Annotated in this window: 18 protein-coding genes and 2 pseudogenes; 12 read left to right on the forward strand and 8 right to left on the reverse strand. The window is 70.5% G+C overall.

The window, feature by feature from the left end:
* Position 1: 1 nt before the first annotated feature.
* Positions 2-583 (reverse strand): carbonic anhydrase, encoded by a 582-nt coding sequence (locus tag ACIPUC_RS14900; RefSeq protein ID WP_446589646.1) that lies wholly within the window; start codon positions 581-583, stop codon positions 2-4.
* A gap of 727 nt (positions 584-1310) precedes the next feature.
* Between ACIPUC_RS14900 and ACIPUC_RS14905 the strand changes: the two genes are divergently transcribed.
* Positions 1311-1601 carry a hypothetical protein gene (locus ACIPUC_RS14905; RefSeq protein WP_446589647.1) on the forward strand — a complete coding sequence of 97 codons (291 nt, stop codon included), beginning with the start codon at positions 1311-1313 and terminating at the stop codon, positions 1599-1601.
* A gap of 461 nt (positions 1602-2062) precedes the next feature.
* Here ACIPUC_RS14905 and ACIPUC_RS14910 read toward each other — a convergent pair whose 3' ends face one another.
* The 4 genes from ACIPUC_RS14910 to ACIPUC_RS14925 form a co-directional block, all read right to left on the reverse strand.
* The gene (locus tag ACIPUC_RS14910; protein WP_446589648.1) at positions 2063-2293 is read right to left on the reverse strand and encodes a hypothetical protein; all 231 of its coding nucleotides are present in this window, start codon (positions 2291-2293) and stop codon (positions 2063-2065) included.
* Positions 2290-2472 (reverse strand): hypothetical protein, encoded by a 183-nt coding sequence (locus tag ACIPUC_RS14915; RefSeq protein ID WP_446589649.1) that lies wholly within the window; start codon positions 2470-2472, stop codon positions 2290-2292. Before ACIPUC_RS14915 ends, ACIPUC_RS14910 begins: the two co-directional genes overlap by 4 nt.
* Positions 2473-2790: 318 nt before the next feature.
* Positions 2791-4350: a mucoidy inhibitor MuiA family protein gene (locus ACIPUC_RS14920; protein WP_446589650.1), complete on the reverse strand. Its 1560-nt coding sequence runs from the start codon at positions 4348-4350 to the stop codon at positions 2791-2793.
* 8 nt (positions 4351-4358) lie between these two features.
* A complete protein-coding gene (locus ACIPUC_RS14925) occupies positions 4359-6464 on the reverse strand; it encodes a DUF4139 domain-containing protein (protein WP_446589652.1) in 2106 nt (701 codons plus the stop codon).
* A gap of 80 nt (positions 6465-6544) precedes the next feature.
* Between ACIPUC_RS14925 and ACIPUC_RS14930 the strand changes: the two genes are divergently transcribed.
* Positions 6545-6700: a hypothetical protein gene (locus ACIPUC_RS14930; protein ID WP_446589653.1), complete on the forward strand. Its 156-nt coding sequence runs from the start codon at positions 6545-6547 to the stop codon at positions 6698-6700.
* A gap of 583 nt (positions 6701-7283) precedes the next feature.
* On the opposite strand, the gene ACIPUC_RS14935 is transcribed toward ACIPUC_RS14930, so the two are convergent.
* Positions 7284-8540: a sensor histidine kinase gene (locus tag ACIPUC_RS14935; RefSeq protein ID WP_446589654.1), complete on the reverse strand. Its 1257-nt coding sequence runs from the start codon at positions 8538-8540 to the stop codon at positions 7284-7286.
* Complete coding sequence (locus ACIPUC_RS14940; protein WP_446589655.1) at positions 8537-9223, reverse strand: winged helix-turn-helix domain-containing protein; 687 nt, start codon at positions 9221-9223, stop codon at positions 8537-8539. The genes ACIPUC_RS14935 and ACIPUC_RS14940 overlap by 4 nt, the downstream gene beginning before the upstream one ends.
* Positions 9224-9430: 207 nt before the next feature.
* On the opposite strand from ACIPUC_RS14940, the gene ACIPUC_RS14945 reads away from it, so the two are divergent.
* The 9 genes from ACIPUC_RS14945 to ACIPUC_RS14985 all read left to right on the forward strand — a co-directional run bounded on the left by ACIPUC_RS14945 (position 9431) and on the right by ACIPUC_RS14985 (position 22490).
* Positions 9431-10321, forward strand: coding sequence for a hypothetical protein (locus ACIPUC_RS14945; RefSeq protein WP_446589657.1), 891 nt, complete (start codon positions 9431-9433; stop codon positions 10319-10321).
* Positions 10322-10417: 96 nt separating this feature from the next.
* Positions 10418-10867, forward strand: a complete 450-nt coding sequence (locus tag ACIPUC_RS14950; RefSeq protein WP_446589658.1) for a hypothetical protein — start codon at positions 10418-10420, stop codon at positions 10865-10867.
* A 137-nt stretch (positions 10868-11004) separates the two neighbouring features.
* Positions 11005-11631, forward strand: a complete 627-nt coding sequence (locus ACIPUC_RS14955) for a M15 family metallopeptidase (protein ID WP_446589659.1) — start codon at positions 11005-11007, stop codon at positions 11629-11631.
* Positions 11632-11679: 48 nt separating this feature from the next.
* A complete protein-coding gene (locus ACIPUC_RS14960; RefSeq protein WP_446589660.1) occupies positions 11680-14706 on the forward strand; it encodes an AfsR/SARP family transcriptional regulator in 3027 nt (1008 codons plus the stop codon).
* A gap of 215 nt (positions 14707-14921) precedes the next feature.
* A complete protein-coding gene (locus ACIPUC_RS14965; RefSeq protein ID WP_446589661.1) occupies positions 14922-16478 on the forward strand; it encodes an FG-GAP-like repeat-containing protein in 1557 nt (518 codons plus the stop codon).
* A gap of 770 nt (positions 16479-17248) precedes the next feature.
* Positions 17249-19243, forward strand: a complete 1995-nt coding sequence (locus ACIPUC_RS14970) for an NACHT domain-containing protein (RefSeq protein ID WP_446589663.1) — start codon at positions 17249-17251, stop codon at positions 19241-19243.
* Positions 19244-20544: 1301 nt separating this feature from the next.
* Positions 20545-21345 carry a maleylpyruvate isomerase family mycothiol-dependent enzyme gene (locus ACIPUC_RS14975; RefSeq protein WP_446589664.1) on the forward strand — a complete coding sequence of 267 codons (801 nt, stop codon included), beginning with the start codon at positions 20545-20547 and terminating at the stop codon, positions 21343-21345.
* Between the two features lie 431 nt (positions 21346-21776).
* Entirely contained in the window at positions 21777-22070 is a 294-nt protein-coding gene (locus ACIPUC_RS14980) for a transposase (RefSeq protein ID WP_446589665.1), read from the forward strand.
* A gap of 72 nt (positions 22071-22142) precedes the next feature.
* Positions 22143-22490, forward strand: coding sequence for a transposase (locus ACIPUC_RS14985; RefSeq protein ID WP_446589667.1), 348 nt, complete (start codon positions 22143-22145; stop codon positions 22488-22490).
* On the opposite strand, the pseudogene ACIPUC_RS14990 reads toward ACIPUC_RS14985, so the two are convergent.
* Positions 22447-22990: pseudogene (locus ACIPUC_RS14990) on the reverse strand (hypothetical protein). The gene ACIPUC_RS14985 and the pseudogene ACIPUC_RS14990 sit on opposite strands and share 44 nt — an antisense overlap.
* Positions 22991-23064: 74 nt before the next feature.
* Here ACIPUC_RS14990 and ACIPUC_RS14995 point away from each other — a divergent pair.
* Positions 23065-23265, forward strand: a pseudogene (locus ACIPUC_RS14995) (IS5/IS1182 family transposase); the annotation flags it as partial.
* Positions 23266-23286: the final 21 nt, after the last annotated feature.

The following is a 23286-nucleotide window of genomic DNA, read 5'->3' on the forward strand; positions in this document are numbered from 1 at the left end:
CTCACAGAGCCTCGAAGGCATCGGTGTCCGCGCGGTGTTCGAGAACGGCCCCGGTGTGCACCTCGTAGTACCAGCCGCGCACCCGCAGGGACCCCTCGGCCAGCCTCTTCTCCACACAGGGGTACGAACGCAGGCGCAGGAGTTGGGCGAGCAGGTGGTGCTGCACGGACGCGGCGACCGCCGGGTCGTCCGGGTCGGCCGACGCCGGCGGGCTCGCAGCGTACGCGAGCCAGTCCCGTACGGCGGGGACGGTGTCGAGGTCGTCGCCGCGCACCAGCGCGCCGACTGCACCGCAGTGCGAGTGGCCGCAGACGACGATGTCCTGGACGCCGAGCACTTCCACGGCGTACTCGATGGTGGCGGCCTCGGAGGTGGGCCGCTCGGAGGCATACGGCGGGACGATGTTGCCGGCGGTGCGCAGCTCGAAGAGCTGACCGGGGGCGGCGCCGGTGATCAGGGCCGGTACGACCCGGGAGTCGGAGCAGGTGATGAACAGGACCTGGGGGGACTGGCCTTCGGCGAGTTTGGCGAACTCCTCAGGGCGCTGTCCGAACGTGCGGGCGTTGTCGATGAGGGGCTGCATGCGTGGTCATTCCTCCTGGCGCGCCGTGACGGCGCGTCGGACGGGCAGGACAGTGGGTGCGCCGCTTCGCTGTCAGCAGCGGAAGACCTGGAGCGCCGCCGGGACGTGGCGGGTGGGCGGGTGGGCCTGCCGGCCCGCCGCGGCCGCCGTGACCGGCGAGGGCGCGCGGCGCCTACCCCGATGACTCAATTCCGGACTGGGCTTCGGCCGCGGCACGACGGGCACTGTGCGCTTGTGCGAACGCCGCTGGGTGTGCCGGGAACAGGCGGCGAGCAGGACGGCGAAAAGGATCGCGAGCGCAGGCCCGGCTGTCGCACCTCGCACCATCCATCCCTCCAGCACAATCGACACCTCTTGTGCGCTCCAAGAACGAGTCAACGGTTGGTCAAGAACACGTTAACCCGACGAAGTTGTTTGCGCGGTTAACACAACGCGTCCGGCCGAAGAGAGCCCGAAAATGCGAGGATCGCTGGCGCGATCTTGTCCCTGATCTCGCACAGGCGAACGACCGAAGGCCTCGACGCGGACCCGCCCTCACGCGTCCCGTGCCGGAGCCCCGCTCGTTCCCCTGGCCCAGCCCCCCTGGCCCAGCCCCGCTCCTGGCCTGCACCTCGATGTTCGCGGCCTGGCAGCCATCGCAGACGTTGCAGCGTTGGTTGAACTGCACCGGGCAGTGGGGACACCTGGACGGTGTACCTCGACGAGGGATGGGTCTAGGCAGTGTCTGATGGCTCTTGCCAGGGCTCCGATCGCCGTGATCAAGGACAGCGAGGATGCGCCCGCTACCCTCGCTCCGGGTGAGAAGGCATACGCAGCCCTGATGACCACCGGCGGCGGCATGGATACGTACGACACGAACACCATCCCCCTCAGCCTCCAGCGCCCCACCCTCGGCACCAAGGTGAGCGAGCCGATCAACGTCGAGTTGCCCGGCCAGGTGGCGTTCGACAACGGTGCCCGCGTCACCTACTGGACGACGGCCTCCGGCCTTGCCCTGCGCTTCATCATGTCGTCCTGACGGACCTCGCCCCGAACCAATCCGCCTCCAGCCGACCAGAACAGGAAGCGGTGAACAGCGGGTCCCGGCATTCCCGATGCCGGGACCTGTCCCCGGCTGCCCCGCCCCCGCGGTTGTCGAGCGCGGGGGCGGGCAGCGGGGGGCCATGTGCTTATGGAAGCGGCCAGCGCCGTCGGCGGCAGTGCCAGGTCGATGAGCGGGTGGGCATTTCCGTTCTGCGGAGCAAGGAGCAGGGCAGCCCACCCTTCGGCGCCAAAGGCGGCTCGGCTTCGGCATCGCCTGTGGGGACGACGGCCTTCTCGTAGGGGGTGTACTGGCAGATCGGCCGGTCAAGGACAGGCCGACTCGGTTCGGACGCGGGTGGCCGCTTCGGGGGCCACAGCGCGTACACGCACAGGGTGGCCGCGTCGTAGCCGAACGGGGGGCGTCCGCACCAGGTCGTCCGCCTGGGTGGGGAGCATTCAGGAGGTCTCCAGGGGCTCGATGTTGCTCACAGCGGTCGGTAGGTCGCGGCCGCAGGTCTCGGGGCGGATGTCGGCGCGGCGGGTCCAGCGCGGGCCGGTGTGGGTGGAGACAGCCTCGAGGACGACGGCCATCAGCTCGCCCTCGGTACCGGAGGCGGCGTCGCGGACCCGGCGGCCCAGCAGCGGGTGATCCTCGTGTCCGAGGCCGAGGCCGGCGGTCTTCTTCACGCCTCGCCCCTGTCGGCGGCGCTGTCTGGGCCCTCGTCCTGGTCGCCGAGGAAGCGGGCCAGGCCACGGTTCGCGCGGGCGGGCAGCTTGGGGGAGGGGGTGCCGTAGCCAGTCTGGGCCGGAGCCCACCGGGTGGGCTCCGGACCGTTGGGGGGTTCGCCCTTCAGGGGGGCCTCCATGCTGCCGGTGGAATCCCAACACCCTTGAAGCCAGGGATCCCTCGTGGCCCGTACTCAGGGCAACTCTGCCAGGACGCCCCGCCGAAGCCCGGAATCGACGTGCACACTCTCTGGCTGACCCTGGTTCCAGTGGCGCCGCCCGTGCCGCAACCCGAACACCCGACCGGTGACCCCTGGGCGGCTCCCGGCGGAAGGACGTTCGGCTTGACGGTGTCCGCAATCGGGGTCACCTACCGAGGGCTGTGTCCTTCTCTTGTTCCCGGGCTGCCGCACGTGTGAGCAGGAGCCACGCAGCATGCGTGCAGCGGACTGCCCCGCTCAGAGCCCGGCGACTTTGGCGCTCGCCGAGAGCTCGTAGACAAGGGTGAGGGTGCGTCGGCTGCCGGGTGGAAGGGTGATGTCCCAGCGGGCGATGCCTTCGGCGTCGACCTCCTCGGGCGTCGGGGAGCAGGCGTCCTTCCGCAGGCGTACCTCCACCGCCGAGACCTCGGAGACCGGGATCCGCTCCCGGAGCACGACCACGCGATCGCCGTGCTCCCCAGGGGCGGAGAACCGGGACAGGTGCACCCGGACCGTGCGGGTGACCACGGTCCGCTGCATGATTCCGGCGGAATCGTGGGACTCCTCGGCCTCCCGGGCCACCGCGTAGTCGTCGCAGCTGCCGAAGGCGAGCTCGACGAGGGCGCCCGGGGCGGTGAAGTCCAGCGTGCTGCGGCCGCTGAATCCACTGCCGCGGACCAGGTCCACCGGCCCGGCGAGCAGCGCGTGGCCGGACCGGTTGTCGAACCGCACCACCTGGGTGACCAGCGGCGACACCTCGGGCGAGCAGGCGTACTCGCTGCTCGCAGCCGTGGTGAAGACGGAGAGCGGCACGCGGTGGGCGCGGCCGTCCCCGGGCACGGAGGCCGGCGCGGGGGAGCTCAGTACGCGGGCCTCGCCGCCGTCGTCCACCCCTGGCAGGCCGAGCACCGGGGCCGGACCGAGCGCCTGGATCTCCTCCTCGCGCAGCTCGACGTCGATGGTGCGGCGCTCCGCTGCGGAGCGGTCCTTGAGCGTGAGCCGGTCCTCGCCCAGCCGCGGCGGATCGGTGGCCAGCCCCGAGCGGGCGGTCGACAAGGTCAGCCGTACGTCCGACCAGTCCTCACCTGTGCGCTGCCAGACCATCGCCTCGGTCTCCAGCGTCAGGGCGTCCCCATCGAGAACGGCCCGGTAGGCGGGCCGCCACAGCGCACACGGGGTGAGGTGGCTCAGGCGTAGTTCGGCTGGCCCGGCGGCCGCGGCCTCCACGGTCAACTCGATGTGGCCGACCAGCTCGGCGGGCTCCTCCTCGGAGATGTGCAGGGCCTGCTGGACTTCCCGGAGTTCGGCGGCGAGAGCGGCCAGCCGGGCCTCCACGGCCCGCAGTTGTTCGCCGTGCGTGTCGCGTTCGTCGTCCACCCGGTCCAGTTCGCGGGCCCAGCGGGCCCCTTCGGTCTCCCCGGAGCCGGCGCCCTCGCCGATCTCCCGCAGCAGATCGGCGGCGAGTCGGCCCAGCAGGCCGAGGCGGGCGTGCAGCCGGTCGCTTCGCCGCCCCAGGGCCAGCCGCTCCTCTTCGAGGGCGTGTAGGCGGTGGCGCAGGGCGGAGTCGTCGGTAGACGGCAGCAGACCGCGCGGCGTCCAGCTGCGGACGATCCGCACGTCGAGCACGGTCGCGGGCGAAACGGAGGTCAGCTCGGCGTGGAGGCTCCGATCGACGGCCAGCGCGCTGACCGGACCGAGACGCAGCCGCTGGACCCCCGCCTCCAGGTCGAGCACGACGGCGCGCTCGACGTGGGCGCGATCCTCGAGGCACGTAACGGAGGTGACGGGGAGGGCGATCGGCTTCGGGGCCGTGGACATGGGGTGTGTCAGCTCCTGCGGTTGCCGCCGACCAGGGCCTTGCCGGTCGGGATGCGGATCTCGTAGCCGCCGTCGAGGGCGGCGGTGGCGCCTGCGGGCAGGTCCAGCCGCCAGACGCGGGTGCCCGGGGCATGGTGCTCGGGCCCGGCGCCTTGCTCGGGTGTCGTCCAGTTGGCCCGTTCCTCGATCCGGACATCCGGTTCGGAGGTGACCGGCACCCGCTCGCGGACCTCGACGGTGACGGGCCGCGCGAGCCGGTTCGCCAGCCCCACGTGGACGCGGTGGTCGAGCACGGTGGTGTTGTTGCGCAGGCCCGAGGTCGACTCGCGCAGGCTCGTACGGCGGGTGACCCGGATGCCTTCGGCGGGCCCGAGCCCCACCCGGCGGACACCGCCGGGGGCGAGCGTGGGCAGTGCGGCGGTCAGCAGGAAGTCGTCGTCGACGATGACCTCCACCGGGCCGGCCAGCAGTGCCTGGTCGGTGGCGTTGGAGAGTACCAACGTCGCGTACACGGTCTGCTCCACGGACGGCACGCAGAGGTACTCGGTGCGCAGGCCGACCGGGATCTCGGCGATGGTGACGGTGTGCCAGGTGCCGTCCGAGGGAACGTCCGCGCGGGCGGCGGCATCGAAGCGGTGGTCGAAGGAACCCGCCGACTCGCGCGGCCGCACGGCCTGTCCGGGCAGTGGTAGCGCGGCGACCGCCTCGGCGCGCCGGCGGTACTCGGCCGCCCCCGGGTCGGAGGGGGAGTCGGGGAACAGTCGACCCCTGCGACCGACCTGCTCGTCGGGGCCGCACAGGACGAGGACGGCGTAGTCGAGCTCGGCGGCGCTCGGCCGCGGCGGACCGGTCACCGGTGCCGGAGGGGGTGGCGGCGCAGCCCGGCCGGGAGCTGCAGGTGCCATGGGGGCGGGGGCCCCCGCGAAGGGGCCGGCGCCGGTACGCGGCCTGGCGGCCGGCGGTGGAGGGGCCTGCTGCGCGAGGGCGGGCATCGCGCCGCCGTAGACCTCCGGGGACAGCCCGTCGACGCCGCCGGGCATCGGGAACGCGGTCGGCGGACCGCCGTAGGCTTGCGGTGCCGGCGGCGGGGGAGGCGCCGGTGGCGGAACGGGACCGGACGCGGGGCTGGCAGTGGCCGCCAGGGGAGCGGATCCGGCCCCGACGGCGACAGGTGCGGCGGTCGGGGCAGGGCGGGGGCCGGCCGCCTCGTACCCGGCGAACAGGCCGGCGAGCCCCGCCGGAGGCTCGCGCCAGCCGGAAGGCGCGGGGGCGGGCTGACGGCGTCCGATGCGGATCGAGCGGAGCTTCGGGAGGTCGGTGCGGCGCCGGAGATCGGCGGTGGCCAGGGCGATTCGCACCCCGGTCCAGTCCTCGCCGGTCCGCTGGGCGACCGAGGCACGCATCACCAGACGGCCGCTGCCGTTGCCCTGACGGTGAGTGAGCCGGTACGTCGGCACCCAGACGGCGCCCGGCACCCCGTACTCCAACTCCAGTTCCACCTCGGTGTCACCGGCGCCGTCGAGGGTCAGGACCGCGCAGACCGTGGTCTCCACGTGCGCCGACGGTGCGTCGGTGGAGGCGCGGGCGAGCCGGTCGGCGGCGACGGTGAGCTCGTGCCCGACATCGCGCAGCGCCTCCTCCAGCTCGACGAGGCGGGCCTGCAGTGCCCTCAACCGCTCGTCGACGAAGTCGGCGAGCTCCAGCCACGCGTCGACCGGGGTGCGGCGGTGCGGGTCCTCGGGGCTGAGCTCGGGTGGGACCGGGTGGAGGGCCCTGACCTCCTCGATCCGGCTCAGCTGTCGGTCCCGGCGGCCCTGCGCCGCCGCGTACGCGTCGCTCAGCCGCTCGACCTCGCGCCGCAACGTGTCGGGCGTGCCCGTGCCGAGCGGCTCGGCCTCGACTTCGACCCGGGCCTCGGTGACGCGTACCCCGGGGGCGCCCAGGACCCGTGCCCGCAGTGAGCCGGGGTCCAGCGAGCGGGGCAGTCCCGTCACCCGCACCCGGCTGTCAGGCGGCACGATGCCCCGCGCCAGGCGGCGGCAGACCGCGCCCTGTGCGTACACCACGACCGAATCGAGGCTCGCGCCCCACCTGTGTGCTGTCTCTGCCCTCATGCGCTCCGCCCCCGCCGCGTCCATGCTGAGCGAAGCCTACGCCCGAGCGGTCGGCGCATCGCGCCGAGTCCGACGACGTGATGCGCACGCTGCAGAGCACCGCGTACGAGGCCGGCGCGAGGACGGGCGTCCTGGTCGGCACGCCCGAAGGCCGGGCGCTCTACTCCTCGCCGGGCTGGACCATGTGCTCCCCGATGACGAGCCTCTGGTACGAGCCGTCGGATCCCGCCCTGTGAGCCGAGTCTGATTCACCGGACCGACCGAGCCTTGCGCTTCGACAGTGGGGCGGCATTCTGTGGCTCCGCAGCCTCCAACCCGCCATGTGATCTGAACTCAGAACGTCCCTTCAGGTCCCAGCACGGGAGGCTGGCCTTGTGGGCGCTCACCAGCGTCCCGAGCCCGACGGAGGCGTATGTGGCGAACACCGTGACGCGGTCGAACGGGCGCCCCCAGGGCGCGGATTACCGCGTCCACGGCTTCTCGCTGGTGGGGCCGGAGTTCCTCGTGGTTGCAGCACCTTGAGCGCGGCCACGTACTCCTCGTCGCTGATGTGTCCGGCGGAGCCGCAGTCGTGCATAGTCCCGTTCACGCCCTGATCGCGGACAGGCACCCGGTTTTCGGTCAGAGTGGACGCCGATGCCGCTCCGGGCGCTCCGTCCGCCCATGACGGCAGACGCGGTCCGGACTGCCCCTCGGCTCGATCGATCGACCGCTAGGCGTTCGCCGCACCGCTTCCTCAGCGTCTCGCACTCCTACTCCACCTGCGTAGCTCAGGAGCCGGGTCTCGCGCAGCACCCGCACAAGGACCACCGCCACGAGTCATGCCCATGATGGATACGCGGCGTCAGGGGCTGCCGGCAATCGCACGGTGAAGTGCGCGCCTGAGACCGTGGGGTTGAGGGTGAGGGTGCCGTGGTGGAGCGCGGTGATGTGGTGGGCGATGGCCAGGCCGAGACCGGCCCCGCCGGTGTCGCGGGCGCGGGCTTCGTCCAGGCGGGTGAAGCGTTCGAAGATCCGGGCCTGGTGTTCCGGGGGAACACCCAGCCCGTCATCCTGTACCTCCAGGGTCAGTGTGTGCCAGCCGGGTCCCTGGCCCAGGCGGACGATGACGGTGGTGGTCGCGTGGCGTTCCGCGTTGTCGAGGAGGTTGGCGAGGAGGCGGGCGAGTAGGCCGCGGCTGCCGTGCACGAGGAAGGGTTCCTGCCCGATGTGGGGGACGAGGGTGAGGCGGGACGGCGTTCGTCGGCGCCCGAGTTCCTCGCGTACCAGGTCGGCCATGTCGATCAGGTGGCTGTCGGGTGGGCCCGCGTCGGCGGTGACGGCATCCAGCCGGGCCAGCAGGAGCAGTTCGGTGGTCAGGTTCTGTAAGCGAAGGGTGTCTCCGAGGGCATCGGTGACGACCTGTCGCCAGTCGGTGTTCTCCGGTCGCCTCAGGGCGAGTTCGAGTTCGATGCGCAGGGCTGCCAGAGGCGTACGCAGTTCGTGGGAGGCGTCGGCGACGAAGCTGCGCTGCTGATCGACCTCTGCCTCGAGCCGGCCGAGGGTGTCGTTCACCGTCGTGGCCAGCCGGGCGATCTCGTTCCCGCCACGGGGCACGGGGACTCGCCGGTCGAGATGATGGGCGCCGAGGTCGGCGAACCTGGAGCGGATGGCCTCGATGGGGCGCAGCAGCCGTCCGGCCGCGAGCCACGTGCTGCCCGCGATCAGGAGGGTGAGCCCGAGCGCACTTCCGCTCAGGGACCACATGGCGTTGTTCAGCCGGGCCTGGTGGACCGCCGGCAAAGGGACGACTTGTGTTCTGCCGCCCGAAGGGGATCGTACGGGCGGAGACGCCTGCGGATCGGACCACGGCAGGAGCGACAGCGTCGCCGGTTCGAGGTGAGTGTCCGGCGGGCTCGGCAAGGAGGTCTTCTGGCGGGCTTCCTCAAGAAGCCCGCTCCTGACAGTGATCCCGACCGTAACGGCACACGCGGTCAGCGGGACCAGAGCGACGCAGGCGACCATCAGCGTGATCCATACGCGCAGGGTGCGCGGGCGCAGCCGCTGCCAGACCGCGCGCAGCCGTGGGCGTCTCACCGGCGGAGCCCTTCCCCCGCTTCGAGCCGGTAGCCGATCCCGCGCACCGTACGGATCGTGCGCCGTTGGAACGGGGCATCGATCTTGCGGCGCAAGGTGCTGACGTAGACCTCGACGACATTCACGTCACCGTCGAAGGTGTGGTCCCACACGTGCTCCAGTACTTCCGTCTTGGAGACGGTCTCGCCACTGCGGCGTGCCAGATACTCCAGCACCGCGAACTCCCGCAGCGTGAGCGTCACCGGTGTCGTCCCGCGCCGGCAGCTGCGGGTGGCGGGGTCGATCTTCAGGTCCCCGACCTGGAGGACGGCGGGGCGCTCGGGCCTGCCACGCCGCAGCAGGGCACGCAGCCGGGCGGTGAGCGCGACGAAGGAGAACGGTTTGGTGAGATAGTCGTCGGCACCGGTGTCCAGGCCTTCGACCTCGTCGTACTCTCCGTCCTTGGCCGTCAGCATCAGTACGGGAGTCCAGAGAGCGGCCTCGCGCAGCCGGCCGCACAGCCGGTAGCCGTTGAGGCCCGGGAGTATCACGTCCAGGACGACGGCGTCGTAGCCGTTGAGGAACGCCAGATCCAGTCCCGACCGGCCGTCATGGGCGACGTCGACGGCGTAGCCCTCGCCCACGAGCCCTCGGCGCAGCAGCTCGGCGAGCCGCAGGTCGTCCTCCACCACCAGTATTCGCATGCCCCACAGCGTGGACCACCGCTCGCGTGGGGTTCCTGAAGAAGTCTTCAGACTCCTTCAGAGTCCTCACAGCGGCCTCCTGGCACCGTTGTTTCCACGCCACCGACGGCTACGGCTACGGCAACGGCAACGGCAACAACAGCGAGGAAGCGGGGGATCATCACCATGACGAAGAGGGAAGTCCGGGTCTGGTTCGCCGCGCTGCTGATGGCGAGCACCCTGGTCGGCTGCGCTGCCGGAAGCGGTGACGAGCCACGAGCGGACGGGCCGAGCGAGGCGGCGCCTCGTCCGGAGGAAATCCGTGACCTGACTACCGGGGAGGAGATCCTGGTCGAGCGGGCCGAACGGATCCTCGTCAAACGGTGCATGGAGGGCAGCGGCTTCACGTACTGGCTGCGGCCGCCGGTCAGCGCCGCGGAGCGTGGGGGACGCGGCTTCGTCCTGGACGACATCGCGTGGGCCCGCACCTACGGATATGGCGGAGAGCTCGAACAGCGGGCCGAGAAAGCCCGCTTGAACGATCCGAATGCCACCTACGCCAACGGCCTTCCGGAATCGGACCGCATCCGCTACTCCAAGACGCTCGACGGTGACCCTGACCAGGGCATGATGTCGGTCCGACTGCCCTCGGGCGGCACGGTTCAGATGCCCCGCACCGGCTGCTGGAACTCGGCCGGCGAACAGCTGTACGGCGACATCGCGACATGGTTCCGCGCCAAGAAGACAGCCACGAGCCTGACGTCGCTGTACGTACCGGATCTCCTCAAGGACAGGCGTCTGACCACGGCGGTCGCGGCATGGGCCCAGTGCATGAAGAAGAAGGGCCACGTTTACGCGAGCCCGGATGACATCCGCGCGAAACGGTATTCCCTCGTCGAGGGGATGAGTCCGCGACGGGCCCACGCCACGGAAGTGGAGCTGGCCGTCGCCGAGGCCACGTGCGCCGTGGAGACGTCCCTGGGCAGGACGGCAAGCGCCCTCGAAAGCGAGTACCGCACCAAGAAGCTCCAGCCGTACAGCGACGACCTCGCCACCTACCAGCGCGCGAGGCTGACCGCGCTGGCCCGGGCCGAGACCATCACCGGCTCGAAGGCTTGACTCACCGACTCGTCCGGATGCCCGGACGTCCCCTGTCCCGAGCCTCGCGGCTACGGGATGTCCCACCACACCCTGGAACAGAAGGAGCGAATCACCATGCGTAAGATTCCGGCGATCCTGGCCACCGCCGCCCTCGCGGGCCTCGGCGTCATCGTCCCCACGGCCACCGCCCAGGCGGCCGACACCTGCAGTGACAACTACACGAACCTGTCGTCCGGATACATGGCCGCCTACGACGGCGCCAACTGCACGGGGGCGGAGCTCGGCAAGTCTGCGGGCAACGACACCGACTGGGGCAACAGCACCGGCTCCTTCCAGGGCTGGGAAGAGAACGAGGCGTCGTCCATCCTCAACAAGGGGAACGACTACGAGGTCAAGTTCTACAGCCTGACGAACTATGCGGGCGGCCACATCTGCCTGTCGAGGAACGAGGCCTACGCCTCCGACCTCTCCAACGACACCATGCACAACGGCGTCAGCGCGAACAACACCATCAGCTCTCACCAGTGGGTGAGCTCGAGCAACTGCTCCAAGTGGGCTTCGTGACCGGTTGGCCATGAGAGGCAGAGTGCTCTGACGGTCCTGGTGGGCGCGGCGGTTCCCGTCGCGCCCATCAGGCGTGTGCGGAAGGACCGGCCGCGGCCCCTCAGCGGTCTTGAAGGAATTCTGAAGCGGTCGGCGTCATGATCCGCCCCGGCCGGCTACCGGCCATCCGCCGCCGGTTCGGGGGTGAGCGACGCGACACGGAGGGCAGAGGGCTGGATACCGTATCGCTGTTCGACCCGAGGGTCGCGGCGGTCGAGGTCCGGGAGTGCGGAGAGCCGCTGATCGATCTGCGCGAGGTCGACGCGCTGCGGCTGGACCGGCGGCCGGCCGGCCGACGCGACGACGCACCCGTCAGGCTGCGGCTCGGCGTCGTCGACCGCCTGGTCACCGCGCAGACGCTGCTCCCGGCGGGCTTGCGCCTGTACGTGGCCCGGGGCCACCACCCGGAGCCGCCGGAGTCCCCGCACGCCACGGGCGCCGCCGTCGACCTCACCCTGTGCACCGTCGAGGGTGCCCCCCTGTGGGTGGGGTCCGATCCCCGGGTCGCGTGGTCACCGCACCGCCCCATGGAGGCGTCGGCCCCCGATCCCGTCGCGGCCGAGAATCGCGGACACCTGAGGAGAGCCATGACTGCGGCGGGGTTCATCAACTACCCTGCCGTATGGCGGCATTGGTCCTACGGTGATCGTTACTGGGCTTGCGTGACGGGGATGCGGTTCGCAGGCTATGGCCCGGTTCGAGGGCCGGGCCGCCGCTCCGGGTGACCCCGCCGCGACAACAGGCGGTCGTACCGGCGACGTTGTGGGGGCAACGTGTTACAGATCCGACTGCTCGGCCCGGTCGAAGTCCATACGGCGCACCAGCCGATTCCGCTGGGCGGCGGCAAACCGCGCGCCCTGCTCGCGGCCCTGGCGCTGGAACAGGGCCATGTGATCTCCACCGAGCGTCTCATCGACGTCGTCTGGGAGCACGACCCTCCTGACAGTGCCCGCGCGCTGATCCAGACGTACATATCGACCCTGCGCAGGGCGTTCTCCGACGCCGGCCATCCCGAGGTGATCACCTCCCGGAAACCGGGATACGCGATCCGGCCCGAAGCGGTGACGGTCGACGCCACGCACTTCGCCGCGCTCCTGGCCGAGGCAAGGCAGCGTGCCGAGAGCCGGGAACTCGTCCCGGCGGGCGCGCTGCTGCTCGACGCGGTGGCTCTGTGGCGGGGGCCCGCCCTCTCCGGTCTGGAGGGGTCGCTGATGTCGGGCGAGGCCGGAAGGCTCGACGAGCTGCGGGTCACGGCTCTGGAGGAGCGTTTCGGTGTGGAGCTGGCGCTGGGCAGACTCGATCACCTGGCCGAGCTGACCGGGCTGGTCGCGCGGCACCCGGCCAACGAGCGGCTGCGCGGGCAGCTCATGGTGACGCTGTACCGGCTGGGGCGTCAGGCGGACGCACTCGCCTGCTACCGGGAGGGACGGGCCGCGCTCGTCGAGGAGCTGGGCATCGAACCCGGCCAGGAGCTCGGCGCCCTGCACGAGGCTCTGCTGCGCGGCGACGGCGACGGAGCGTCCGGGGCTCGGGCGTTGCGGCCCTTTCAGCCGCACCAACCGGTCCGGCCTCTCCAGCCGCCTTCATCGCTCCAGTCGCTCCAACCGCTCCAGTCGCTCCAACCGCTCCAGTCAAGCCAGCCAGGCCAGCCACACGAGGCTCTCCAGCCGCTCCAGGCGAGGGCTCCCGCGCACCTGCCGCCCGCCCCCGCCGACTTCACCGGCCGCACGGAGGAACTGACCACGTTGACCCGCGCTCTCAGCGAGAGCTCGTCCTCCCTCCATGTCGTGGCCGGCCCGGGGGGCAGCGGAAAGTCGACGCTGGCGGCGTACGCGGCCCACCAGGTCGCCGCCTCCTTCCCGGACGGCCAGCTGCACGCCGAGCTGCGCGGCCTCTCCGACAGTCCCGCCGAGCCCGCCGTGGTCCTGGGAAGGTTTCTGCGCTCCCTCGGTGTGGACGCCGAGCGCTTACCGGACAGCCTGCAGGAACGTACGGAGCTGTACCGCACCCTGCTCGCCGACCGCCGCCTGCTGATCGTCCTCGATGACGCCGCCGACGAGCGGCAGGTCCGGCCGCTGCTCCCGGGCGGCCGTGGCTGCACCGTCCTCGTCACCTCGCGCGACCGGCTCGGCGGGCTCTCCGGAGCCAGGCTCGTCGAACTGGACGTGCTGGCGCCGGCCGAGGCCCTGGAGCTCCTCACCCGGATCGTCGGTCATGAGCGGGTCGCGGCCGAACCGCAGGCCGCCGCCGGCATCCTGTCCGCCTGCGGCAACCTGCCCCTGGCCATCCGTATCGCCGGCGCGCGACTCGCCACCCGGAGCCGGCTGCCGCTGAAGGTCCTCGCCGACCGGCTGACCGACGAGCGCCGGCTGCTCGACGAGCTGGCTGTCGGCGACCTCGCGGTGCGCAGCACGATCGGGCTCAGCTTCCAGTCCCTGGACCGGCTGCCCAGGGCGGCCCTGGAGCGCATGGGATTCTTCGGTCTCCCCGAGTTCTCGCCCTGGGTCGTCGGCCGCCTGCTCGACGTTCCGGAGACGGAGGCCCAGCGCCTGCTCGAACTGCTCGTGGACACCCAGCTCGTCACCTTCGCGGGGGTGGACCGGACAGGCCTCTGGCGCTATCGCCTCCACGACCTGGTACGGATCTTCGCGCGGGAGCAGGCCGAGACCTCCGAGTCGGCCTTCGAGCTGTTCGAGGCCGTCGCCCGTGTCTTCCGCGGCTGGATCTCCCTGCTGCACCGGATCGCCGCGAGCAGTCCGTCGCCCCAGGTCAGCTGGCGTCCTGCCGCACAGCAGCCGCTCGGGACGATGCCGGACGAGCTCGGCGACCGGGTCCTGCGCGAGCTCGCGCTCGGAGACGCCTTCGGCTGGTTCGATGGCGATCAGGCCGCGCTGGCCGTGGCTGTCGACCGCGCCGCCGCGATCAGCCTGGACCACCTCGTGTGCGACCTGGTCTCTGCGTACAACACGGTGGATATGCGCACCAACCACTTCGGCTTCCGGACCCGGATCACCGGCGCCGCGCTGGCCGCGGCACGGCGCATGAAGGACCAGCGGCACGAGGCCGCCATGCTGGCGGAGCTGGCCCAACTCTGTTACGACCAGGACCGGTTCACCGACGCGCGGTGCCACTTCGGCGAGGCGCTCAGCAGGTTCCGCGCCCTGCACGACGTGCGCGGACAGGCATTCGCCCTGGCCGGCCTCGGCACGGCATGCCGTGAGCCGGGACGCCTGACCGAGGCGGTCCACTTCCTCGACCAGGCCGCCGCGCTGCTGCACGCCCTCGACGACCACCGCGGCGTCGGCCACGTCCTGCGGACCCGGGCGTCGGTACGGCTGGAACAGGGACAGTACGGGGCTGTGCGCGCCGACCTCGAGACGGCGCTCGACGCGTTCCGCCAGGGTGGCAGCCGCCGGGGCCTGGCGCTGACGCTGCGCTCGATGGGCCTATACCACCGGGCCATGGGCGAGTACGAGGCCTCACTGGGGCTGTGCGCCGAGTCAGCTGCGATCCTCGCCGAGCTCGGCGTACGAGTTCATGCACTCGTACGCCGTACGTGCCCATGCCAAGGCGCAGATGCGGCTCGGCCACCGGGCGGAGGCGCTGCCCCGGCTCGAAGGGGCGCTGGCCACGGCGCGCGCCTGCCACGACCGCTTCGGGCAGGCGGTCACCCTGCGGATCATCGGGCAGCTCCATCTGGCCGACGAGCGGTTCGACCTGGCGCGGAGCTGTCTGGACGCGGCCACGTCCATGTGGGACGCCATGGACACCCCTCTCTGGCGGGCACGCACGGAGTATGACCTCTCCCTGGTGCACGAGGCCCGCGGTGAGACCGGGGCCGCCCTGGCGGCTCGGACGCATGCCCTGGTGGTCTTCCGGGAGCACGGTGCGCGCGAGTACGCGGAACTCAACCCCGCTGTAAGGGCGCCTGCAGGTTCCTTGAAGGGGAGTTGAAGAGGCAGTGCAGAACCTTCTCGGTGAGAAGCAGCCACCTCACCGAGAAGGACAGCCACCCATGCGCACTCCGCTCAGACGCGTCACCGCCGCTCTCACCACGCTGTTCGCCCTGGGCAGCCTGGCCGTCGGCACCACCGTGATCTCCGAGGTCGCGGCTCCGTCGACCGCGTACGCCGCGGCGTCGTCCACGGTCGGCGGCTCGATCACCCGGACCGAGATACTCGACCGGGCGAAATGGTGGATCGACACCTACGGCGTCATCTACAGCCAGAACCAGTCCGACGCGAAGGCCTCGGTCACCGGCGAGAAGTACCGCCCGGACTGCTCCGGCTTCGTGTCCATGGCCTGGCGGCTCCCCAAGAAGAGCGACGGATGGGACCGCAACACCGGTGACCTCGACGCCTTCGGGGACAACACGTACGTCTCCCTGGACAGCCTGCAGCCGGGTGACGCGATCCTCGGCAGCGGCCATGTCGCCCTCTTCGACAAGTGGACGGACTCCAGTAAGACGCAGATGTGGGTCTACGAGGAGTACAGCACCGGCGACGCCGGCCACCACGTCATCAAGACCAAGGCGCACTACTCCTCCAACAACTTCAAGGGCCTGCGCTACGACAAGGCCACCAGTCCGGGGAAGGCCGAGCCGGCCACCGCGTACGACCAGGGTGACGGCACCATGCGGATCTACCGCTGGACCTCCACCGGCAGCGCCTTCGACCGCGCCACCGACTTCGACTCCGGCAGCTTCTCCCTCGCCAACGTCGATGACCGCATGGCTTCCGGCGACGTCAACGGGGACGGCAAGGACGACGTCGTCATGGCCTACCAGTACGGCGACGGCACCTGGGGCTTCTACACCTTCCTGAACGGCAGGACGTACGACGGCATCTGGTACACCGGCGGCAACTACAACCTCGACAAGGTCGGCGGACGCCTCGTCGTCGGTGACTGGAACGGGGACGGCAAGGACGAGCCGGCCATGGCCTACGACCAGGGTGACGGCACCATGCGGATCTACCGCTGGACCTCCACCGGCAGCAGCTTCAACCGCGCCACCGACTTCGACTCCGGCAGCTTCTCCCTCGCCAACGTCGGCGACCGCATGGCCTCCGGCGACACCAACGGGGACGGCAAGGACGACATCGTCATGGCCTACCAGTACAACGACGGCACCTACGGCCTCTACACCTGGCTCAACGGCCTGAACTACGACGGCATCTGGTTCACCGGCGGCAGCTACAATCTCGGGAACGTCGGCGGACGCCTCGTCCTCGGCGACTGGAACGGCGACAGCAAGGCGGAGCCGGCCATGGCCTACGACCAGGGCGACGGCACCATGCGGATCAACCGCTGGACCTCCACCGGCAGCAGCTTCAACCGCGCCACCGACTTCGACTCCGGCAGCTTCTCCCTCACCAACGTCGGCGACCGCATGGCTTCCGGCGACACCAACGGCGACGGCAAGGACGACATCGTCATGGCCTACCAGTACGGCGACGGCACCTGGGGCCTCTACACCTGGCTCAACGGCCTGAACTACGACGGCATCTGGTTCACCGGCGGCAACTACAACCTCGACAACGTCGGCGGACGCCTCGTCCTCGGCGACTGGTAAGCACCGCCCCGCGATCGACTTCGCCGCGCACCACGACCTCATCCTCATGGGCCGTCCCGAACTGGAGAAGTGGGTGCACGGCCAGCACCTGTACGAGGTCTTGGGCATCCAGAGCACGACGCAGTGACGTCAGGCCGCACAACACATGCCTGCCGGACCCGTGCGCCGCGCGGCCGATGCTCTGCCCGGGCTCGGCGAGCAGCCGGTCCGGGCCGTCCCTCATCGACTCCAGGGCCACCACCGGCATGGCCCGTGCGTCGGCCCAGGCGTAGCGATGCTGGATGGGGGAGCGTGCGGGGCCGCAGTACGGTCGGGCGGCAGGCCGACCTTGGGCTCGTGTGCGGGTGCCGGGGTGCGTGGCCGCGCACGGAGACGCGCGTCGGCCCACAGCTTCGAGGACCGTCGGAAGGAGCTGCGGGAGCTCGACGGATTGCAACGGAATCTCGGGCCGCGGTTCTTCCGCGGCTGCCCTTTCGGCATGGCGCACCCGCAGGGATCACCGGAACGGCGATGATCAGAGAATGGCGAGGATCGGAGGGCGCGGTTACCGTCGCTGGCGGGTGTGGCTGGCCGTAGTGGGTGGACTGCTGGTTGCGGCAAGCGTGCTGTACGCGGGGGTGCATTTGGCTCGTGGGGGTCTGGAGTCTTCGGATGCCGTAGGCCTCATTGGGCTGCCCCTTGGTGTGGCAGCCCTGGTGGTCTCGTTGGCCGGCCTACGACAGCCCCCCGCGGGCGATCTGGCGCAGCTGGCTCGCGGTTGGGCTGCCACCTTGGCTGAGCAGGTGAAACAGGATCAGCAGCGCCAGTGGCGGCAGCTGATCGGGGATGACACCCAGAGGATCAATCTCAGGTTCACTCTCCGCCCGGAGCCCGGGCGTACTGCGGCGGCCCCTGCCGAGGGAGGGCGCATGTTCGGGGGGACTCCGGCCCTTCTGGACGTAGCTGCGTACTACCGCCGCACGTTCCCGCGTCGACTGGTTGTCATTGGTGAGCCAGGATCGGGCAAGACCGTGCTGGTCCTGGAACTGATGCTGGCCCTTCTGGAAGAACGGGCGGAGGAGGACCCGGTCCCCGTGCGTCTGTCTCTGGCAGAGTGGGACCCCGCTGTGCCCCTGCCGAAGTGGCTGGCCCGCCACCTTGTGGACGTATATGACTGGCCAGCCGAGATGGCCGGGGAACTGGTTAGTCAGCAGCGCGTGTTGCCGGTGCTGGATGGCCTTGACGAGATGGACCCGACTGCCCACGACGGCGCCCCCTCGTCGGCCGCCCCGCGTGCCCGGGCTGCCCTGGAAGTGCTCAACGCCTACCAAAAGGGCCGCGAGGCGGGTCCGGTGATTTTGACCTGCCGCACCCTCCACTACCAGGCTCTGGACAGCCGGGTTCGGCTGATCGACGCGGCGCGCATCGACATCGACCCTGTCACCACCCCAGCAGCCTGCGCATACCTGCGGCAGCGGGCCAGGGATCCCGCGCGCTGGCAGCCGGTACTGGAGGCACTGGAAGGTGACCCCACCGGAACGCTGGCCACGGCCTTGTCCACACCGTGGCGGCTGAGCCTGGCCGCCACGATCTACTCACGAGACGGTGACCCCGCCGAGCTGCTGCATCACGCCACCGTCGGCGACCTCGACGAATACCTGCTCGCCCGCTTAGTCCCCGCGGCCTCCGCCCTCCACCCACGCCCCGACAGCCCATACTCCGCAGGTGATGTCCACTGCTGGCTGGCCCGCCTCGCCGGCCACCTGGAGACCTCATCGTCCACCCCGGGCGCACCAGCGGGTGCAGGCACTGGCGCTCGCACGGACCTTGTCCTGCACCAGTTGTGGCCCTTGGCCGGGTCCGGCCGGGTCCGCACCGCCGACGCGGTGCTGACTGCGCTCACGGTCTTGACGCCGCTCGCCACGGCATGGGGAAGTCCCCATCCGGGACTGAAGACCATGTCCATTCTGGCAGCCGTCGTGGCCGGCTGCCACGCCGCACGGACTTCGGTGGATCCACCTGCGCGCGTGCGCTGGGGACGTCTGCGCACCACGGCCGGATGGCGCGACCTCGGGTTCGGGCTTCTGTTCGGGCTGGCGTTTTGGCCCGTGTTCTGGCCGTGGTTCACCCCTCTGGCCGCTCTCGGGTTCGGGCTCGCGCTCGGACTTGGGGCCGGACTAACCCGCGCCATCGGGCGCGAACCGTCGACAGCCGCACGGCCCGGTGACATCGTGCGTAGGGATCTTCTACGAGGGATCCTCGTCGGGCTCGTGTTCGTGGCCGGGTTCTTGATCGCGGCCGCACCCAGGGAGGGACTTCTGCCCGGGCTCATGATCGGTCTTCTCTTCGGGCTAGTGGTCGGGCTCGCGGTCGGCTTCACCCGCACCATCGAGTGCGAGCCATCAACGACCGCACGGCCCCGTGACGTCATCCGTAGTGATCTTCTTCGAGGGCTTGTGGCTGGAATCGCGGCTGGGATCGCGGTCGGACTCGGGTGGGGGCTCCTGTACGGGCTTACGCAGGGGCTAGCGGTTGGGCTGGCGGCTGCACCCGGCTACGGACTCGCGGTCGGACTCATGGTCGGGGCTGGATTCGGCGCCCCGTCCGGACGCCGGTACCTGGTCTTCGTGCTGTGCTCTAGGGGAAAGCTGCCATGGAGGCTCGGGGCCTTCATGGATTGGGCCTGCAGCGCCGGCCTGCTGCGCTTCGCGGGCACCGCCTACCAGTTTCGCCACCGTGAACTGCAGCAATGGCTGGCGCGTCACCCAGGGCCCCCGCTGGCTTAGCCGCTGGCTGGGCGGGCGGGTTCGTGCCACACGCCCGCGAGCACCAACTCGATTTCGCCTTCGGGTGGGCTGAAGGCGAGTCGGTCGAGGGGAGAGGGGGGAGGAACCCTGGACATTTCGCATCGCCCGGTACTCCTCCACCACCGGGAGAATCCCCGGAAGCCGCGTCATAACGCCCGGCACCTCCGCCAAGCCCGTGCCCGGGCACTCGTCGACCAGGGCACCCCGGCGAAGGTTGCCTGCCGCGTCATCATCAAGACCAGCTCGAAGAGGCCGCATCAACGCCGAATACCGGTGCGCCGCCGATTCAGCGAACCCCGACGGCCTCTGCCTGAGATGGCTACCTTGGTCGCCCCCATCAGAGCCCTGGCGCGTCCGTGCCAGCCGTCCGCCACGCTCGGGCTGCCCGCCAAGGGTGTAGCGATGCCCGTCGGCCGGATCGAAGGGCGCTTCACGGCACGGCCAGTCGAAGACGACGAAGCCCTCGCGCGGATACCGCAGTGCGGGGCAGATCCCACACAGGCGGTGGTCCGAGTCGGTATCGGTGTGCGGCGGTGTACCGTCCATGGCGCCGCAGCGTATCGGCGGCTCGGGCGGGCCCCGGTACCGGCCGACGCGCGACGCCCACACGAGGCTCTCCGATTGCGGGAGCAGCTGGCACGGGGGCTGGGTGGGTCATGTCACAGCAGGTTTTGACCGAATCGTTTCAGCCCGCCGGGCACACGGGGGATGGGCGGTGATGCCGTGTTCAGCCTGTGCCACTCAGGGCTGCTCACCCAGAGCGGAAGCGTCGGGTCAGGCCGCATTCGCCGACCACCCGTGCTCGGCCCCGACTTGGCGCGAAGGCTTCTCGGCGCCAGCCCTCAGGCCATCTCGCGCATGAGCGGATCTGATGCCTCGACGCCTTCGCTGTTCGGTCGGCGGCGGTGCCGCTGCCCCAGGTGACAGACGCTCAGTGGCTGTTGTTGTTCCGAACTTGAGGAGTGCTGGTCGAACGGGAGTCACCTGAACTCCCGACCCGACCGGTCCTCCTCCGCCGTCGTGACCTCCGCGTCCATCACATCGAGCGGCAGCATGACCGCGCGCACCGGGTGGACGTCACGTCGCCGAGGTGCCTGGCCGCACGGCGAGGCCAGAGCACCCACAGGCACGACTCCTGGCGTACCGCCGCCACCAGCGTCCTGGCAGCAGTGCGCGGCTTGTCACCCGAGCGGTGGGAGGCGAGGACGTCCGCAATGGCCAACCGGCGGCGACTGTGAAAATCGCTGTCTATCACCGGAGCACGGTGATAGACATCCGGCGTGGAAAAGAATCTTGAGTTCCCTGACCTGTTGCGACTGATCGATGAACGGTCGACCGCCTTCCGCGCCGTGGTCGCCGCCGCGCCCGGTCTCGACGCGCAGGTGCCGACCTGCCCCGGGTGGACGCTGTTCGACCTGGTGAAGCACCTGGGTGGGGGAGACCGTTTCTGGGCCGCCATCGTCGGCGCGGGGTCTGCCGACGCTCCCCCGGCCGAGGCCGTCGCCGCGCGCGCCGCGCTGGAAGTGCCGCAGGAGCGTGAGGCCCTGCTGGCCTGGCTGGACGCGTCGACGCAGCTTCTGCTGGGCGCCCTGCGCGCGGGGGGACCGGAGAGCGGTTGCTGGACGTGGTGGCCCGCGTCGCAGTCACCGCAGACCGCCGGCGGCACCGCCCGGCACCGGGTCCAGGAGACCGCGGTGCACACCTACGACGCCCAGCTCGCCGGGGGCGCCCCGCAGCCGCTGCCGGTCGAGCTGGCACTCGACGGTGTGGAGGAGTTCCTGTTCACCGTCTGCGCAACGCCGAGTGCCTGGCCGCACAAGCCCACGGCCTTCGACTTCCACGCCGCCGAGGGCCGCTCCTGGCGCCTCACCGTCGACGGCGACGGCGCACGCACCACCCGCATCCCCGCGCCCACCGCCGCGACCGGCGAAGACTCGGACGCAGCCGGCGCCTCCGTCCACGGCACGGCCAGTGAGCTGGTCCTCTACCTGTACGACCGGATCCAGGCCGACTCCTTGCACGTTGACGGAGACGCAGGGCTGCTCGACCTGCTCCGCGCCTGGGAGCCGGAGGAGAAGTAGGACGTAGCGGGGCGGTTGGCCGCGCCTCGAGCCGGTAAGACACGACTCTTCGCCAGGTTCGTCAGTCGCGGCACCGGGCTCAAACCCGCGAGGCGGCCTCGGGGCGTCACCAAGCCGACCGTCTACCTGGATGGCAGTGCGAATTTGTCCGTCCCGGCGATCACGAGAAGCGACGCGACTGCCGTCGTCCCGATCTCGTCGAGAAGTCAGTCGATCGGATGACTGCGGCGGCTGCCGTGCATGAGAGCAGGGCCTCTTGGCAGCTCGAAGGGTGTCGAAGCCAACGTGCGGTCCAGGAGGCCCTGTTGTCGCATTTCTACGGCAACGCGGGAGTGGGGTCCACTTCAGCCACGCTCGCGTGTGACTGTCTGGCTCACAGGTTCGGGAACGCCAGAGACCACGGGGCGCGCGAGCGCCGGTATCCCACCGACATGTCGGACGCCGAGTGGGCGGTGGTCCGGCCACTGCTGCCGGTGCCGGGCTGCCTGCGGGGCCGGGGCGGGCAACCGGAGGCTTGTTGCCACCGCGCGATGCTGGACGCGATCCGCTACCTGGTCGACAACGGCACGAAGTGGCGGGCCATGCCTGCCGACTTCCCACCGTGGGACCGGGTCTACGCGTTCTTCCGGCGCTGGCGCAACCACGATCTGGTCCGCGAGTTCCACGACCGGCTCCGCCGCCTGGTCCGCGCTCTGACAGCCGCGGCTTCGACGGCGGCAAGCTGATCAACGGGCGCAAGCGGCACGTCGTGGTCGACACCCTTGGCCTGCTGCTCGCGGTGATGGTCACCGCAGGATGTGGGCGACCGCGCCGCGGCCCAGGTCCTGCTCACCCAGGTCACTGCCGCGCACCACCTGCTGGCCCTGGTCTGGGCCGACGGCGGATACACCGGCAGCCTCGTCGAGTACTGCCTCGCGGCCCTCGCCCTGGTCCTCGCCATCGTCAAACGCAGCGACGACATCCGCGGCTTCGTCGTGCTGCCCAAGCGGTGGATCGTCGAGCGGTTCTTCGCCCACCTGATGCGAAGTCGCCGTCCCGTGCGCGACTTCGAGCGTTCCATCGCCAGCGCGGAGGCGATGGTCTACTGGTCGATGACGATGCTCATGACCCGCCGCGTTGCCCGGCCACGCCCTTCGCGAGCGTGAATCGGCCAGGTGCCGGCTCAATCAGCCAGCCGCGCGCCGTCAGCCGCTTGGCCTTCGATCGCAGTGCCTCCACCTTTCCCGGTACGGGGTCCAGGCCGAAGCAGGCGGCCATCTCCTGGCACCTCAACGCTCCTTGACCGAGTCGGTTACGGTCGCTGAGGGCCTGCAGGATGCGCTGGTAGTCCACCGACAGCGCCGACCAGGCCAGCCGCGCGCGCCACACCGGCACCACTGTTTTCGGCTTCGCCGCCTCCGCCGGTCGGGCCGCGCCGGTTGCACACCGGGAGCCGGCAGACCGTCGGAGGCGGCGGGGCCGACGACGGCGTCGTTGCCCGGGGCCCGTACCTCGCCAACGCGTGAGCGGGCGATGACCCACTCGTTCCACTCCCGCTCAGCACAAGGCCAGCTCCGCCTGGAGGCGGTCGGCCTCCTCCCGCAGATCGTCGACACGACGGCGAGCGGTGAGCTCACGCTGTTCCAGCACCCACGACCGACGGCATCCTCGACCTCCACCAAAGCAACGACACGACACGTCACCACTGCCACGAGACCGCCGACCCTATGCCTGACCAGCGACCAGATCAGTGGGCGCCTGCGACGAGGCGAGAGCCTGTGCCGTCTCGACCGAACCGTCTACCGGCGTCGCAACGTCGTCGAACGCTGCTTCAACCGGCTCAAGCAGAACAAGGCCCTCGCAATCCGGTACGACAAACGAGCCCGCCACTACAAAGCCCTGGTCACCCTCGCCTGCCTACGACTCTGGCTCCCCACCTGACATTGCGGACACCCCTAGGGC

The sequence above is a fragment of the Streptomyces sp. LARHCF249 genome, assembly GCF_052871255.1.

Coding starts and splice junctions, on each gene's coding strand:
- ACIPUC_RS14900 (WP_446589646.1), bottom strand. CDS start 583: ATGCAGCCCCTCATCGACAACGCCCGCACGTTCGGACAGCGCCCTGAG.
- ACIPUC_RS14905 (WP_446589647.1), top strand. CDS start 1,311: ATGGCTCTTGCCAGGGCTCCGATCGCCGTGATCAAGGACAGCGAGGAT.
- ACIPUC_RS14915 (WP_446589649.1), bottom strand. CDS start 2,472: ATGGAGGCCCCCCTGAAGGGCGAACCCCCCAACGGTCCGGAGCCCACC.
- ACIPUC_RS14920 (WP_446589650.1), bottom strand. CDS start 4,350: ATGTCCACGGCCCCGAAGCCGATCGCCCTCCCCGTCACCTCCGTTACG.
- ACIPUC_RS14925 (WP_446589652.1), bottom strand. CDS start 6,464: ATGAGGGCAGAGACAGCACACAGGTGGGGCGCGAGCCTCGATTCGGTC.
- ACIPUC_RS14930 (WP_446589653.1), top strand. CDS start 6,545: ATGCGCACGCTGCAGAGCACCGCGTACGAGGCCGGCGCGAGGACGGGC.
- ACIPUC_RS14940 (WP_446589655.1), bottom strand. CDS start 9,223: ATGCGAATACTGGTGGTGGAGGACGACCTGCGGCTCGCCGAGCTGCTG.
- ACIPUC_RS14945 (WP_446589657.1), top strand. CDS start 9,431: ATGGCGAGCACCCTGGTCGGCTGCGCTGCCGGAAGCGGTGACGAGCCA.
- ACIPUC_RS14950 (WP_446589658.1), top strand. CDS start 10,418: ATGCGTAAGATTCCGGCGATCCTGGCCACCGCCGCCCTCGCGGGCCTC.
- ACIPUC_RS14955 (WP_446589659.1), top strand. CDS start 11,005: ATGATCCGCCCCGGCCGGCTACCGGCCATCCGCCGCCGGTTCGGGGGT.
- ACIPUC_RS14965 (WP_446589661.1), top strand. CDS start 14,922: ATGCGCACTCCGCTCAGACGCGTCACCGCCGCTCTCACCACGCTGTTC.
- ACIPUC_RS14980 (WP_446589665.1), top strand. CDS start 21,777: ATGTCGGACGCCGAGTGGGCGGTGGTCCGGCCACTGCTGCCGGTGCCG.